The organism is Moraxella sp. CTOTU47915 (genome assembly GCF_031986685.1).
Lineage (GTDB): Bacteria > Pseudomonadota > Gammaproteobacteria > Pseudomonadales > Moraxellaceae > Faucicola > Faucicola tetraodonis.
In genome coordinates this window covers 67,024-81,537 of sequence record NZ_DAMAAE010000001.1, presented here as the reverse complement: position 1 = coordinate 81,537, position 14,514 = coordinate 67,024, and the positions used below count along the sequence as shown (strand labels likewise).

The 14,514-nt window shown below is 43.1% G+C and carries 13 protein-coding genes; 6 read left to right on the top strand and 7 right to left on the bottom strand.

The features are described 5' to 3' along the window. Positions 1-8 precede the first annotated feature (8 nt). Together RTL34_RS00365 and RTL34_RS00360 are read left to right on the top strand one after the other, a co-directional pair. Positions 9-764 (top strand): hypothetical protein, encoded by a 756-nt coding sequence (locus RTL34_RS00365; RefSeq protein ID WP_312113702.1) that lies wholly within the window; start codon positions 9-11, stop codon positions 762-764. Between the two features lie 19 nt (positions 765-783). After that, on the top strand, positions 784-1,551 hold the full coding sequence (locus RTL34_RS00360; RefSeq protein ID WP_312113700.1) for a glycosyltransferase family 25 protein: 768 nt from the start codon (positions 784-786) through the stop codon (positions 1,549-1,551). Between the two features lies 1 nt (position 1,552). Here RTL34_RS00360 and RTL34_RS00355 read toward each other — a convergent pair whose 3' ends face one another. The 6 genes from RTL34_RS00355 to aspS are packed head-to-tail and all read right to left on the bottom strand — an operon-like array spanning position 1,553 to position 7,454. Further along, on the bottom strand, positions 1,553-2,242 hold the full coding sequence (locus tag RTL34_RS00355) for a hypothetical protein (protein WP_312113698.1): 690 nt from the start codon (positions 2,240-2,242) through the stop codon (positions 1,553-1,555). A 21-nt stretch (positions 2,243-2,263) separates the two neighbouring features. After that, complete coding sequence (locus RTL34_RS00350) at positions 2,264-3,133, bottom strand: hypothetical protein (protein ID WP_312113696.1); 870 nt, start codon at positions 3,131-3,133, stop codon at positions 2,264-2,266. Then, positions 3,093-3,884 carry a hypothetical protein gene (locus tag RTL34_RS00345; protein ID WP_257966632.1) on the bottom strand — a complete coding sequence of 264 codons (792 nt, stop codon included), beginning with the start codon at positions 3,882-3,884 and terminating at the stop codon, positions 3,093-3,095. Before RTL34_RS00345 ends, RTL34_RS00350 begins: the two co-directional genes overlap by 41 nt. Next, the gene (locus RTL34_RS00340) at positions 3,881-4,663 is read right to left on the bottom strand and encodes a glycosyltransferase (RefSeq protein WP_409455421.1); all 783 of its coding nucleotides are present in this window, start codon (positions 4,661-4,663) and stop codon (positions 3,881-3,883) included. Before RTL34_RS00340 ends, RTL34_RS00345 begins: the two co-directional genes overlap by 4 nt. An 18-nt stretch (positions 4,664-4,681) precedes the next feature. After that, positions 4,682-5,626 (bottom strand): lysophospholipid acyltransferase family protein, encoded by a 945-nt coding sequence (locus RTL34_RS00335; RefSeq protein ID WP_312113692.1) that lies wholly within the window; start codon positions 5,624-5,626, stop codon positions 4,682-4,684. A gap of 22 nt (positions 5,627-5,648) precedes the next feature. After that, positions 5,649-7,454 carry an aspartate--tRNA ligase gene (gene aspS, locus RTL34_RS00330; RefSeq protein ID WP_312113690.1) on the bottom strand — a complete coding sequence of 602 codons (1,806 nt, stop codon included), beginning with the start codon at positions 7,452-7,454 and terminating at the stop codon, positions 5,649-5,651. Between the two features lie 250 nt (positions 7,455-7,704). On the opposite strand from aspS, the gene sohB reads away from it, so the two are divergent. The 4 genes from sohB (at position 7,705) to RTL34_RS00310 (ending at position 12,825) form a co-directional block, all read left to right on the top strand. After that, a complete protein-coding gene (gene sohB, locus RTL34_RS00325) occupies positions 7,705-8,697 on the top strand; it encodes a protease SohB (protein WP_312113688.1) in 993 nt (330 codons plus the stop codon). 119 nt (positions 8,698-8,816) lie between these two features. Continuing rightward, on the top strand, positions 8,817-9,479 hold the full coding sequence (locus tag RTL34_RS00320; RefSeq protein ID WP_007116856.1) for a DUF1543 domain-containing protein: 663 nt from the start codon (positions 8,817-8,819) through the stop codon (positions 9,477-9,479). 135 nt (positions 9,480-9,614) lie between these two features. Further along, a complete protein-coding gene (locus tag RTL34_RS00315; protein ID WP_312113685.1) occupies positions 9,615-11,708 on the top strand; it encodes an AAA family ATPase in 2,094 nt (697 codons plus the stop codon). 28 nt (positions 11,709-11,736) lie between these two features. Beyond that, a complete protein-coding gene (locus RTL34_RS00310) occupies positions 11,737-12,825 on the top strand; it encodes a type I glyceraldehyde-3-phosphate dehydrogenase (protein WP_096488775.1) in 1,089 nt (362 codons plus the stop codon). An 82-nt stretch (positions 12,826-12,907) separates the two neighbouring features. Here RTL34_RS00310 and purH read toward each other — a convergent pair whose 3' ends face one another. Continuing rightward, entirely contained in the window at positions 12,908-14,488 is a 1,581-nt protein-coding gene (gene purH, locus RTL34_RS00305; protein WP_312113682.1) for a bifunctional phosphoribosylaminoimidazolecarboxamide formyltransferase/IMP cyclohydrolase, read from the bottom strand. Positions 14,489-14,514: the final 26 nt, after the last annotated feature.

The following is a 14,514-nucleotide window of genomic DNA, read 5'->3' as shown; positions in this document are numbered from 1 at the left end:
AGAGCGATATGACAATTTTAAGTTTAGCAGATGTAGAGCTTCACTCTTTTCATTGGGATAACTTTAACCCAGACATTCTCGCCAGTCACAAAAAGCTCATGGCATTTTATGGATTAAATGTACAGTACACTCAAGAAAATATTCCCCATGGTGAATGGCTTACCCGAGTGGTTAGTCAATCGACGAGAAAAGTTATCGGTATTATTGAGCCTGATGTGATACCCTTAACGCCTGATATAGTGTTACAAACTGCACAATATGTCTATGAGTATGATACCTTCGTGGGTTGTGCGCAAGTGTCGAACCACAAGCACCCAGCCAGCCACATATTTGCTTCACCCGCGTTCTTTTTTATCACGCCTCCTTGCTATGCGAAACTTGGAAAACCGTCATTTATGCCGACCCATCGAGCTGATGTGGCAGAAGAACTATCTTATAAAGCAGAAGAAATTGGCATTCGATATCGTACATTATACCCTACTTATTATGAAGCCTCACCCCCAAATGGCGTGTGGTTACTAGGTTCATATGGCTATTATGGGATTGGCACGGTATTTCATGACAGCGTGTATCATTTATTTCAAAGTCGAAATGCCAAAAATGTTGAATTATTTGTTAAACGGGTAGATGAAGTGATAAATCAAACTTTTAGTACCACAAATTTTCATTGTTCAACTAGCTTTAGTACTCCTGAGAAAATGGTAAAACCACCCAAAAAACGAGCATGGTATAAAAACTTTATCAGTAAGCTTAAAGGTAAATAGCTTGTCGGAAACGTAACTTATGCTAAAAAACTACGTCATTAATGTCGCCACCAACACTGAACGTCAAGCCCATATTCAGCAAGAGTTTGGCAAGAAAAACATACCTTTTACATTTTTTAAAGCAGTTACCCCGATTGATACGGACAGCGTTTATCAACAGTTAGGGTTGACAGCAGACACATCGCATTGTACCGCAGGTGAGATGGCGTGCTTATTAAGTCATGTCAGCTTATGGCAACGTTGTCTTGATGAAAACTTAGATTATATAGGAATTTTTGAAGATGATATTATACTAGGTGAAAGTAGCCAAAAACTACTTACTCAAATTGACTGGCTAAAAAATCATCAGATGGATTTTGTAAAACTAGAAAAAACTAGTCGCAGAGCATATCTTGCTAAACCAAGTGAATTTCTATATTCTACTACACATAGGGTGTATGAATTACGCTCTCGTCATATTAATGCCGCAGGATATATATTGTCAAAAGTTGGAGCCACACAATTATTGGCATTTGTGCGAGAGCTATCACAGCTAGAAGCGATTGATATTTTATTATTTGATGTCAAAAAATATCCAAAAAACATTATTACCTATCAAATATTACCAGCTATTGTTATTCAAGCCAAAAAAATTGCTACCACTGCTAATCAAGCTTTGATATCTAGTGACTTAAGAAAAGAACGAGGAACTGAAATCAAGAAAGAAAAAACCAGTCTCGAACGTCTTAGTAATGAGATTCAACGTTGGGCAAAACCTTTATATATGACAAATATTACCTTTAGATAGATTACTTTATTGAATAATAGGTAATTAATACCAAAATAATCATTATGATTATACCAATTGCACGGTTTCTTTTACGAATAAGTTGCCGGCGCAGTTTCGGCTGTTCACGGCTGGCTTGGTATTGCTCAATATACACCTCACCGTCATAATCTTTATCAAAAATCTTAATGTAACCCGCATTGAGTGGTTCCACTTTGATTTTGCCTTTAAACTTTGCCATCGCACTGTCAAGACTATCTTGATCCACTTGTGTGCGTTTGCCGCCAACTTGCTCGGCAATCCATTGCTGAACAAGGGCGTGCGAGGCGTGCGTGTTGTTAAAATACAGCGTACTTGCCAAATAATCATGCGACATATTCGGCAAACCACGAGTGTAATAAAATGCCACATCGATGTCTTTTTCTGCCAATTCGTTAAAATAATTGAGCGGTTTTACCACGCCTGCATCAGCATCCAAATATAAAATGCCGTATTCAGGGAAATTTTGCAGACAGCGTAAAATAAAACCGGGCTTTAGTCGTGTATTTGCTTCCCAAAACCCTGCGTCCGCCACTTCCTCAAAATAATAATTGAGATGAAATTTATCCAACGTGCCTCTTAAGCGTAAGGCATGGTCGTGATAGTTGGGGGTAAAAAAACACACTACAATAAATTTATCGGGGCTGTTAAGCTGTTGGTAAGTCAATGACATAGAAAAACTCAGAAAATAGTGTTAATCAAAAAAGGGTAAATTTTTAAACAAATCTTTAGAAACAGGCGAATGATTATAAACCATGACGCCCTGCTGTTGATAAACGCTTGCCAATAAATCAAACGACGGCACAATACGGTTATAAATGGCAGGGGCAAGTTTACTGGGGGCAGAGTTTTGTACATTTTCATAAAAACGGGGTTCGTGGGCGTTGATTAAATCAATCCCATACAAATGTATCTCGCTAAAGCGCAAATGATACGCCAATTGGGTCGCCACAAACGCCACCGTGCCTGCCTCGACAAAACCGTGACGGATATCCAAACTCACCCCAATCACAGTTTCACCGTGTCGCTCAATCACAAACTGCGGGTGTTTAGCAAAACCCATTAGTGGACGTTTATTATTTTTTCTAAAAAAAATAGCCAAAAAATAATTTGAGGACTGGAGAATCGGGCGTTCCACCGAATAAATCAGGCGTAAATGTTGAACGTATTTTTTAATCAAATTGCGGTCAGTATCTGCCAATTTTTCTAACACCGTTTGGGTGATATAAAGCGGACATTGCCCATGATAACGGTTTTGCAAAATTGCCAAATTATGGCGAATAAAACGGGGGTCGGTTATCACATAGGCAACGGGCTGTTGAAAATCGTATGTCTCCATCAATTCAATGCTGCCATTCACAAAGATACACGGTTGTTGGCTAATTTTATTTAAATTGGCTGAATGAATACTTGAGCCAGAGGCAAGAATATTTACCGATTTTTGTGGCGGTAGGGTGAGGTAAGTATTGTCAAATTCGCTATCGACAATAGCAATATTAATATTATTAGGTAGCTTGAATTGATTATTTGCCACGCGTTGCCCCCACGCACCAATCAGATTCATGATACTGTCGCATCAGAGCAAACGCCGTTTCACCCGCTTGCAAACGGTCAAAAACCGTTAGCAAAAAGTCAGCGGCAAATTTATCGACGTTAGCAAATTTTTCATACCGTTGTCGCATATTGTGCAAGGTGTCGTCCGTACCAAGTCGAAAATGACGCAATCCGTCATATAAGGCTAAATGTTGTTGCTGATAAGCCTGGACTTTATCGGGATTTGGTAAACTATTATCCGTTAGCAAATCCAGTTTTGTTTCATACACTTTTAAGGTATTAATTAAAGTTGGTATATTTAAAAAAATCGCTTGGCGAGTAGGATTGGGGCTAAAATCCACAAAGGTATCCGCTGAAGATACTAACCATCGCAAGGATAAGTTATGCCATAAAAAATCTTGTTCCGACTGCCAAAGCTGTTCAAACGCCTGAAAAACGTTTACGCTATCAAACTTTCGGCGTAACAATACAACCAATACCGCATGGTACAAGCACAGTAAAGGTTGCCCTAGAAATTCATGTTGTAAATTTGTAAAATGACTGTGCAAATCCTTAAACCGTTTCGGCTCACTCGCATTAACCGTAATCTCACTGTCAAAAATCTGCAAATCGGGCGTGATCAGCGTGTCTTTCATGGTCGCCAACGACAAATGCGTGAAATAGGCAAAAATCGGCTCTGCACCTAAGATTTTTTCACTTTTAAATAACAAAGTTGCTTTGCGTTTCCAGCCTGTGGGCTTTTTTATTGAGGAAACACTCATCGCCAATAATCCCTAATCCAGTTGGTTGGTAATACCTTACGATACCACTTACCGCTTTTACCCATGATGGCATCAGGCGGATTCACTTCCCCATGAAAAATCACCATTTTTGCCCCTTTAGGCAAAATCGGCGGTTTGACAAAACTTAAGGGAAATGGCTGCACACATTGGTATTTAAAGCTCACGCACCAAGACGCATCCCAATATTCAAGGTGATGATGTTCACGCAAATAATTGGATAGATAAGCTTGCTCATGGCGTACTTGGCTACGAATCTTGTCAAAATTTTGCTCAAAATTTGATAACAGATTTGGGTAAGTATGTTGTCCGACTTTAAAGCGATACACCGATGAATTACCCACCATACGCCACGGTTTTTTCCAATCACGGATAATCACCACACTGTCATCGTGTTGCGCTTGATACGTAAAAAAGCAATCAATATTATCGACAATCACAATATCAATGTCCAAAAATAACGCCGTGCCTTTTAAATCATATAATTCAGGGCTAAAGGTGGTCAGTTTTTTCCAGCCACGTTCAGGAATATTACTGGGTAAATTGAGCTCAGGAATTGGGTAGCATTTGACGTTGGCATCTATCCCTGTGCTATCATCCGTCAAACATACCATTTGAAACGGTAATGTTAAATGTCTGTTAACCATATTGTACAGGCGATTAACGTACTCAGCACCGTATTTGGTGCCCCATTTCATACAAATAATGTAACGGTTTTCATCGGGCAAAGCAGGCGCTGAAGTATAATTTGGTAAAGTCATAAGTAAATGATTATCATATTAAGTGAATGAATTGATAATATCATGATTGCCAAGTTTTGGATAACGCTGGCGAACCGCTACTGCGATAGATGGCTTGGCATTATAAATAACCGGAAATCCTGGCACACGTTTAAAGCGCTTATAGCCCCACATGTATTGACTGGGGAAACGGCCAATCATCCGCTCGATGGCGTGGTTCATCGCGGTTGTTGCTGTCACCATGTTTTTGTCATACAAAGCGGGGTCAGTTAGCTCATCACAATAAATATCAAAACCTTGTCCATCGTCACGGCGTACACAGGTCAAACCTACCAAGCTACACTTTGTTTTACTGGCTAATTTGCTAGCTAAGGTACTGGTCAATGTCGGAATGCCAAAAAACGGCACCACTTCACCGCCAGATGGGTCAGGGACATGGTCAGGCAAGATGATACTAAAACCGCCTGCTTTTAGGGTTTTAAAAATCGCTTTGACCCCAGTAGCATCGGTTGGTACCAAAGTTGCGTTGAGCCGCTGCCGCCCTTGTAGCACAAACTGATTGGCTTTTTCACCTTTCACGGGTTTATACATGATGGTGGGTGCACCAAACTGGTTAAGCCATGCATTCATGATTTCCCATGTCCCCAAATGCGGCACAATTGCAAGCATACCATTGGGATTTTGTAAGCCTTGCATCAAAACTTGTTGATGATGCACGGTATGGATTTGTTTGACCGACCACGCAGGTGGCATCGCCCAGCTTTTAGCCGATTCCACCATGTTTTTGCTTTGATTGGCAATACAGGCTTTGGCAAGCTGGTCACGCTGGGATTCGGTGAGTTCAGGATAGACAAGTCGTAAGTTAGTATCCACCGTTTTCATGATACTTTTGTCACGACGAAGTGAAATGATAAAGCTTGCGATATGTGCCAATAGATACAGCATCCACATTGGCACATATTTAAGAAGAGTAAAGGCATTCATCTAATTAAAGGTGTGATTTTGATTAAGATTGTGGCGCTTTACTGTCTTTTTCGCGTATACGGATACCCAATTCACGCAGTTGTTTGCCATCCACAGGTGCAGGGGCTTCAGTAAGCGGACATTCAGCTGTTTTGGTTTTTGGGAAAGCGATGACGTCTCGAATCGATTGTGAGCCTGTCATTAGCATAATTAACCGGTCAAGACCGAATGCCAAACCACCGTGCGGTGGCGCACCGTATTTTAGCGCGTTAAGTAAGAATGAGAATTTCTCTTCAGCTTCGGCTTCAGAAATACCCAATGCTTCAAATACCGCTTTTTGCATATCTAAGGTGTTGATGCGCAGTGAACCGCCACCGATTTCAGTACCGTTTAATACCATGTCATAAGCGATAGACAGCGCGGTTTCTGGGTTGTTTTTCATCGCTTCAACCGTGCCTTTTGGCTTGGTGAAGGGATGGTGAACCGACGTCCATTTGCCGTCATCGGTTTCTTCAAACATCGGGAAATCCACCACCCAAAGCGGCGCCCACTCACAGGTTAGCATATTTAGGTCTAGACCCAATTTGACACGCAGCGCACCCATGGCATCATTGACGACTTTGGCTTTATCCGCGCCAAAGAAGATGATATCACCGGTTTGCGCCTCAGTACGTTTAATCAGCTCGACCAATACCTCATCAGTCATGTTTTTGATAATCGGTGATTGCAGACCTGATTCTTTATCAACACCGTTGTTAATGTTGCTCACATCATTGACTTTGATATAAGCCAAACCTTTTGCGCCATAGATGCCGACAAATTTAGTATATTCGTCAATTTGTTTACGGGTAAGGTCGCTACCCTGTGGCACCCGAAGCGCCACCACACGACCTTTTGGGTCTTGAGCAGGGGCTGAGAATACTTTAAATTCCACAGACTGCATGATATCAGCCACGTCAATTAACTTCATGGGAATACGCAAGTCTGGTTTGTCAGACGCATAGTCACGCATGGCTTCAGCGTAGGTCATACGTGGGAAGATATCAAATTCAATGTTCATCATGGTTTTGAACAAGTCTTTGGTTAATCCTTCGGCAATGTTCATGATATCTTCATCACTTAAAAATGAGGTTTCGATATCGATTTGGGTAAATTCTGGCTGGCGGTCAGCACGTAAGTCTTCATCACGAAAACATTTAGCAATTTGATAATAACGGTCAAAACCCGCCACCATTAGCAGCTGTTTAAATAGCTGAGGCGACTGTGGTAGGGCATAAAACTCACCATTTGACACGCGGCTAGGCACCAAATAATCACGCGCGCCTTCTGGGGTGGCACGGGTCAAGATTGGGGTTTCTACATCCAAGAAACCTTGGTCATCTAGGTAACGGCGAATGGTGGAAGTGGCTTTGGCGCGAAACTTCATACGCTCTTGCATCTCTGGACGGCGCATGTCTAAAAAGCGATATTTTAGGCGCAGTTCTTCAGAAACGTTGGTAAACTCATCATTGAGGGGAAATGGCGGTGTCTCAGAAGTGGCGATTGTTTCGATGTCTTTGGCCAATAACTCCACTTGACCGCTGGTCATGTTTTTGTTTTCAGTACCGGCATAACGCTGACGTACACGACCGGTAATTTTGAGCACATATTCAGAACGCGCGCTATCTGCTGTAGCAAATGCTTCTGGGGTATCTGGGTCGATGACCACTTGCAGTAGGCCTTCACGGTCACGCATATCCAAGAAAATGACCCCACCGTGGTCACGGCGACGATGCACCCAACCGCAAATAGTGATGGTTTGGTCGTTTAAGTTTTCGGTGACAAGCCCGCAATAGTGTGTACGCATCATAATGAAGCAATCCCAATATTTTTCGTAATGTAAGAAGTAGCAAAAATTTTTATAAACGAATATTATGCCTTGTTTACTCAAATTTCACAATATGAAACACAGTTTATCATGCATATCTACTAGCCATGCCTGTCACAGACATTTCGCGAATATTGTGTGGATAAGCGATTGAAAACAGCAAAATAAACGCTATATAAAACCCATTGTGTGAATTTTTTCCTTAATTAGAGCCCTTAATTAGAGAGTTATTATGCTATTTCAAAATGCCAAACATCCGCTTGAAATGAAAGTCACCCATTTAAATAAAGTCAAAGCCCAGCGCAAACAACAATTACAATTGCAAATGGTGAATGATAAAGGGTTAACATCACTCATCAGCCGCGCATTTACAGACTTGACGAAAAAAGACAATCCCAAAAAAACCCCCTCAAAATTTGGTCTGTTCAAAAATAAACCCGCCAACAAAAATTGTTTTGTGCTGGATTTTCATGGCGATATCAAAGCCACTGAAGTACAGCAACTGCGTGAAGAAATCAGCACGTTATTGACGGTCGCGCAAGCTGAAGATGAAGTCATTGTGCGACTTGAGTCCTCAGGTGGCATGGTACACGCGTATGGCCTCGCTGCGGCCCAGTTGGCACGTATCAAAGAAGCAGGGCTACACTTAACGGTCTGTATTGATAAAGTCGCCGCCAGTGGTGGCTATATGATGGCGTGTGTGGCTGATAAAATTTTGGCGGCGCCATTTGCGGTGGTGGGCTCGATTGGTGTGGTGGCACAAGTGCCTAATTTTCATGATTTATTAGAAAAACATGACATCGATGTCGAAGTATTTACCGCAGGTAAATACAAACGCACGGTAACCGTGTTTGGTGAAAATACCGAAGAAGACAAACAAAAATTCCAACAAGAGCTGGAAGAAACGCACAAACTATTTAAAGACTTTGTGCGTAAATACCGTCCAAGTTTGGATGTTGAACAAGTGGCAACCGGTGAGCATTGGTACGGTGAAGATGCGATAACGCGCAATTTGGTCGATGCCCTGCAAACATCGGATAGTTATATTTTAGACAAGATGATAGATAGCGAATTGTATGCCATTCAATCTCGCCAAAAACCGACCATCGCGCAAAAGCTAGGCATCTCGCAAGCGGCACAAGCGGTGGTAGCGACAGCAATTGATAAACTACCAGATGCCTTGGCAAAGCTAGAAAGCGCTAAAATGCCGATGGTCAAAAAATAACCGTAAGATAAAACGATAAAAACCTGTGACAAAAATCTGTGATAAAAACCTGCGACAAAAACCTATGAGGATTGGCAGGTTTTTAACTTTTTAATGGCGACACATTTGGGCGTATCAATATGAAACTATTTATGTTAAAAATCGGGGCGCGCCCCCAAGGACGACTCATTGAACAGCATGATGTGATGTTTGTGATTGCAAATAGCCTAAGTGAAACAATTGAGACTGTCAATCAGCACTGGCCGGCAGTCAAAAACAACTGGCACTTAGACGCATGGCGAGAAGTGAAGCGGGTGGGTGATTATCAAATTTTGTTGTCGACAGATAGCTTTTCAAAGGATGGATTGTCAAAAGATAAAGCGCTTGCAGATAGCAGGTTTGAAGATGATAGGGTAGATAACAAATTAGATAGTCAGGGCAAACAACTTTATTTTGTCAATTTAGGCGGTTATCTACCGGGTCAATTTGAAGAGTTCCATTATAAAACACTTGTGGTAGCCGAGACGCTAGGTAAAGCAACGGCGCAAGTTAAAAAAACGGCATTTTATCAAGATTATACATTTGATAATATCGATATCGCCAAAAGCGGCGTGGCAACCAGTCATGTAGATGATAAGCATCAACTAGACTTGGATGATATTCACTGTGTGGCTGATTTACTGCCAAAAGATGTGGCACTGACCATTCAGCCATTAACCGAGCATGAAAAAAACCAGCTACCTGACGATGCGCTGCATATTGGTTATTTAAGTCTCAAGCAAATCAAAACCATGATTGACTAACCGGTGAAGCATTTGATGGCGTATTTTGGCGCTGTCAATCATTGCCTTTCCTCGGCTTTGCCTTTATAGTAGGCTCATTTTTAACTCGTTTTTTTTAATCCCTTCTTTTTTATCTACAAAAGCTTTGTATAACTAATGAAACAAGCCACCGCCCTTGATATCCTTAAAACTGGTAAAAATGTGTTTTTAACAGGCTCAGCAGGGGCGGGCAAGACCTATACCATCAATCAGTATTTGCATTATCTGCGCGCAAGGGATGTGGCGGTGGCGGTGACGGCAAGCACAGGCATTGCTGCCACCCACATGAACGGCATGACCATTCACAGCTGGGCGGGCATCGGTATCAGTAACGAGCTAACCGCCAAAGACATCGCTCGCATCAAAAAACGCACGGTGGTTGTGGAGCGCATTGAGCGCACCAAAGTATTGGTGATTGATGAAATCTCAATGCTGCATCGACAGCAATTTGAGCTGATTAACCAAGTGCTACAAGCCATCAAAGAAAACACACTGCCGTTTGGTGGGATACAGCTATTGGTTGCCGGGGATTTTTTTCAGTTGCCGCCGATTGGTGAGCCCCATGAGAGCAACCGCGATAAATTTGCCTTTATGGCGCAAGCTTGGCTGGATGCAGATTTTCAAATTTGCTATTTATCCGAGCAGCACCGCCAAAAAACTGACAAAACAGCAGTGGCAGGTAACACCTATTATGGTTTGGATTTGACTGCAATTTTAAATCAAATTCGTAGCCAGCAGTTTACCCCCCATATCATGCCTGCTTTGACCGCCACGGCTGAGCATGTGTTAGCCGATAACCGTACCCGACTGTTTACCCACAATGTTAATGTACAAGCTATCAATGAGCAGGAACTTGGCAAAATTACCACAGCGGCGCATACTTTTCGCGCTTGGGGAGAAGGCGATGAAAAGCTGGTAGAAACGCTAAAAAAATCCGTACGCAATACCCCAGAACTGGTGCTCAAACTTGGCGCAAAAGTGATGTTTATCAAAAACAACGCCGAGCTTAATGTCTCAAATGGCACCATGGGCAAAGTAGTTGATTTTATTGCCACCACCCTTAAACAACCAAATAAACAAACAGACGATAGCGCATCAAAAAACAGCCCATCAGACAATAGCCCATCAGACAATCACCTATCTGAGCCGCTCGGTGAACAAGCGCTGGCAGCAGATGCAACTGCCTTGCTCGATGCCATCGAACAAGAACAACAAGCCGATATGGCAGACTTGCTCGATGAAGTCAATGGCGGTCAATCACAACAAACTCACTCCACTGATGAGGATGATACCGCCGCGACAGACACGGCTGATGACAAATTATCGGAGTTACTGTACCCCTTGGTTGAGCTCAATGACGGCCGCAAAGTCATCGCTGAATATGATTCATGGCGTATTGATGATGAAGAGGGCGAAATACTGGCTGCCTATTACCACATCCCCTTGACGCTAGCGTGGGCGATTACCATTCACAAAAGCCAAGGCATGACGCTGGATGCGGCAGAAGTGGATTTGTCGAAAACCTTTGAAAAAGGGCAGGGCTATGTGGCTTTATCACGGTTAAAGCAGCTATCTGGACTACAATTACTGGGCGTCAATGAATTAAGCTTACAGCTTGATCCCTTAGCGCGCGGGGCTGACCAGCGATTTCAAGCGATCAGTGCAGAGCAAGAATGTGAATTTTTGACGCGCAGTAAAAAACAGCTCAATGACCTTCATCGTGAATTTATCATTCAATGCCGGGGTACGCTGGATAAAGAAAAAATCGCTGCGTATGAAAATCGCGCCAAACAACAGCAAAAACTGATTGAAAAACGTCGCCATGCTGTACAGCAGCTGCAATCTTTGGCGGATGATGCGGCAGGCGTTATCACCCCCACGGTGCTGGAAACTAAAGCCTTGTTGGATGAAAGTTTGACCATTGCAGAAATTGCGCAAGCCCGTAATCTCGCCCAATCAACCGTGATGGGACATATCGAGAAAATTGCTGAGCATTTTCCCCGCGCCAACATCGCGCATCTACAACCTCATGACGAATGGTTACAGCCGATTAATAAGGCGTATCAAAAAATAGCCAAACGTGATGACAAACGCGATAAAGATAACGATGGCAAAATCAAAATTCGCGCGATTGTCGAAGAATTAAGAAACGCCTATTCTTATAATGATGTGAAACTTGCCTTGTTGTTTTTAAAACCGCATGGCAATTGAGCACTTGTCTAGTAAGGAATATCCCTGATTGAATGCTTCTACCATCAAACCTTTTAACATTGCTATTAATGGCTTTGGTCGTATCGGGCGCAACGTGCTACGTGCTTATATCGAACGGTTTTGTCAAAATCCTTTACAATTACAGCCATTAAATATCGTCGCCATCAATGACATTGCTGAGCCAGCAACCCTGTTACATTTACTCAAGTATGACAGTACCCATGGTCGATTATCTGCGGTCAGTGATATTCATATTGAATTAAAAACAGTGGATTTGGGGGAAAAACAACAGCATTTCTTACTATTAAGCCAAGGGGAGTTTCGGCAAAAAATTGCATTGATACAGCAGCCCATTGCCACCAAATTACCTTGGGAAAAACTGGGCATCGACATGGTGCTTGAGAGTACGGGTCATTTTCGTAGCTATGAACAGGCGTCACAGCATATTATCGCGGGCGCCAAGCAGGTGATGATTGGGGCTGCTCCGTTTGATCATGTGGATGCCAGTATCGTAGTAGGCGTCAATGACCATGAACTTAGCCGTGATAAAAAAATTTTATCCAGCGTGTCGTGTACCACCCAAGCGCTCGTGCCTTTACTGTATGTATTGCACCATGCCTATGGTATCGAATCAGCAATGATGACCGAAATTCATGCAGTGACCGCTGACCAAACCGTGCTTGACCAAGTCCACCGTGATTTGCGCCGTGCACGGGCTTCGGGGCATAACATTATCCCAACCACATCAAGTAGTATCGCTGCGGTCAATCGGGTGATGCCGCATATGGCAGGCAAGGTGAATGGGTATTCAATCCGCGTACCGACCATGGATGTCGCGGCAATTGATGTGACATTTACCTTTGACAAAGCCACGGATGTAACCGCTATCAATCAGCTGTTAAAACATGCCAGTGAACAAGATTTATCGGGTATCATGGATTATAGTGATGAGCCATTGGTGTCCAGTGACTTTATCCATGATGCGCATTCATTGGTGATTGATAGCTTACAGACCATGAGTGTGGGGCGGCAATTTAAAGTGTTTGCTTGGTATGATAATGAATGGGGCTATGCCAATCGCATGCTAGATATTTGCCAAACCTTAGCTAAACTATAAACCTTAGCAGAGCTATAAAAAAAATTATCAATTAAAAAAAGCGAAACCTAATCAGTTTCGCCTTTTTTATGCCTAACAAAAATTAATGTCTGAAATGACGCATACCGGTGAACACCATCGCAATCCCATGCTCATCGGCTGCGGCGATGGTTTCATCATCGCGCATTGAGCCACCTGGCTGGATAATCGCCTTAATCCCCACTGCTGCGGCATTGTCAATACCATCACGGAACGGGAAGAAGGCATCTGATGCCATCACCGCACCCACAGGCGATAGACCAGCGTGCTCAGCTTTAATCGCGGCAATACGGGCTGAGTTGACACGGCTCATTTGCCCTGCGCCTACCCCAATGGTACGCCCATCTTTGGCATACACAATCGCATTGGATTTCACATATTTGGCGACTTGCCAAGTAAATAGCAAATCATCGAATTGTTGCTGAGTCGGCTGTACTTTTGTCACCACTTTTAAATCATCTAAAGTAACTAAGCCCAAATCTTGCGCTTGCACCAATAAACCCCCGGTGACGCGTTTGAAATCAAACTGGGCTTGGCGCTCACTTGGGTTTGGTAATTCACCGCAGACTAATACGCGCACATTTTTCTTAGCAGATGTGACATCGAGTACACCGTCGGCAACGCTTGGGGCAATGATGACTTCAACAAATTGCTGATCCACAATCGCTTTTGCTGTTTTGATATCTAATTCACGGTTAAAGGCAATGATACCGCCAAACGCAGATTCTGGGTCAGTGGCAAAGGCTTTTTGATAAGCATGGGTTAAATCGGCATCCACGGCCACGCCACAAGGATTGGCATGTTTAACAATGACACACGCAGGCATATCAAACGATTTCACGCATTCTAACGCCGCATCGGTATCTGCGATGTTGTTGTAAGATAGTTCTTTACCTTGTAATTGCTTAGCGGTGGCAATACTGGCTTCTTTTTGACCATTTACCTGCGCTTTTTCGACATAAAAAGCGGCTTGTTGATGCGGGTTTTCACCATAGCGTAAGTCTTGCGCTTTGTCCATTTGCACGTTAAAAGTACGCGGGAATTGGTCAGCCGATTCAAAGCTTTGCAGGCGGTTGCCTAAAAAGTTGGCAATCATACCGTCATAATGTGCGGTATGCTCAAATGCTTTTACCGCTAAGTCAAATCGGGTGGTATCACTGATGCGACCGTTTGCTGTTAGCTCGCCCAAGATTGCTGCATAATCGTTGGGGCTTGTCACGATGCTGACATGGTCATGATTTTTTGCCGCGGCACGCACCATGGTAGGACCACCAATATCAATGTTTTCGATAGCGTCTTCTTTGGTGACATTTGGGTTGGCAACGGTTTGGGCAAATGGATATAAATTGACAACCACCATGTCAATGCGGTCGATGCCATGCTCTTGCATAATGGCATCATCCGTGCCGCGGCGACCTAAAATACCGCCATGAATTTTTGGATGCAGGGTTTTTACCCGACCATCCATCATCTCTGCAAAACCTGTGTATTCTGCGACCTCAGTCACTGCTAAGTCATGTTGTTTGAGAAGTTTGTAGGTGCCGCCCGTTGATAGTAGACGAAAACCGTGGGTGATTAGACCTTTGGCAAAATCCACAATACCCGATTTATCAGAAACAGAGAGCAATGCATAAGATTGATTCATAATTGACTCGACTCGTTGACAAAAAA

What these genes read in the sequence shown, in the direction of transcription:
- RTL34_RS00340 (WP_409455421.1), bottom strand. Translation starts at nt 4,663, where the DNA reads ATGACTTTACCAAATTATACTTCAGCGCCTGCTTTGCCCGATGAAAAC.
- RTL34_RS00350 (WP_312113696.1), bottom strand. Translation starts at nt 3,133, where the DNA reads ATGAATCTGATTGGTGCGTGGGGGCAACGCGTGGCAAATAATCAATTC.
- RTL34_RS00355 (WP_312113698.1), bottom strand. Translation starts at nt 2,242, where the DNA reads ATGTCATTGACTTACCAACAGCTTAACAGCCCCGATAAATTTATTGTA.
- purH (WP_312113682.1), bottom strand. Translation starts at nt 14,488, where the DNA reads ATGAATCAATCTTATGCATTGCTCTCTGTTTCTGATAAATCGGGTATT.
- RTL34_RS00345 (WP_257966632.1), bottom strand. Translation starts at nt 3,884, where the DNA reads ATGAGTGTTTCCTCAATAAAAAAGCCCACAGGCTGGAAACGCAAAGCA.
- sohB (WP_312113688.1), top strand. Translation starts at nt 7,705, where the DNA reads ATGCTATTTCAAAATGCCAAACATCCGCTTGAAATGAAAGTCACCCAT.
- RTL34_RS00365 (WP_312113702.1), top strand. Translation starts at nt 9, where the DNA reads ATGACAATTTTAAGTTTAGCAGATGTAGAGCTTCACTCTTTTCATTGG.
- aspS (WP_312113690.1), bottom strand. Translation starts at nt 7,454, where the DNA reads ATGATGCGTACACACTATTGCGGGCTTGTCACCGAAAACTTAAACGAC.
- RTL34_RS00360 (WP_312113700.1), top strand. Translation starts at nt 784, where the DNA reads ATGCTAAAAAACTACGTCATTAATGTCGCCACCAACACTGAACGTCAA.
- RTL34_RS00315 (WP_312113685.1), top strand. Translation starts at nt 9,615, where the DNA reads ATGAAACAAGCCACCGCCCTTGATATCCTTAAAACTGGTAAAAATGTG.
- RTL34_RS00320 (WP_007116856.1), top strand. Translation starts at nt 8,817, where the DNA reads ATGAAACTATTTATGTTAAAAATCGGGGCGCGCCCCCAAGGACGACTC.
- RTL34_RS00335 (WP_312113692.1), bottom strand. Translation starts at nt 5,626, where the DNA reads ATGAATGCCTTTACTCTTCTTAAATATGTGCCAATGTGGATGCTGTAT.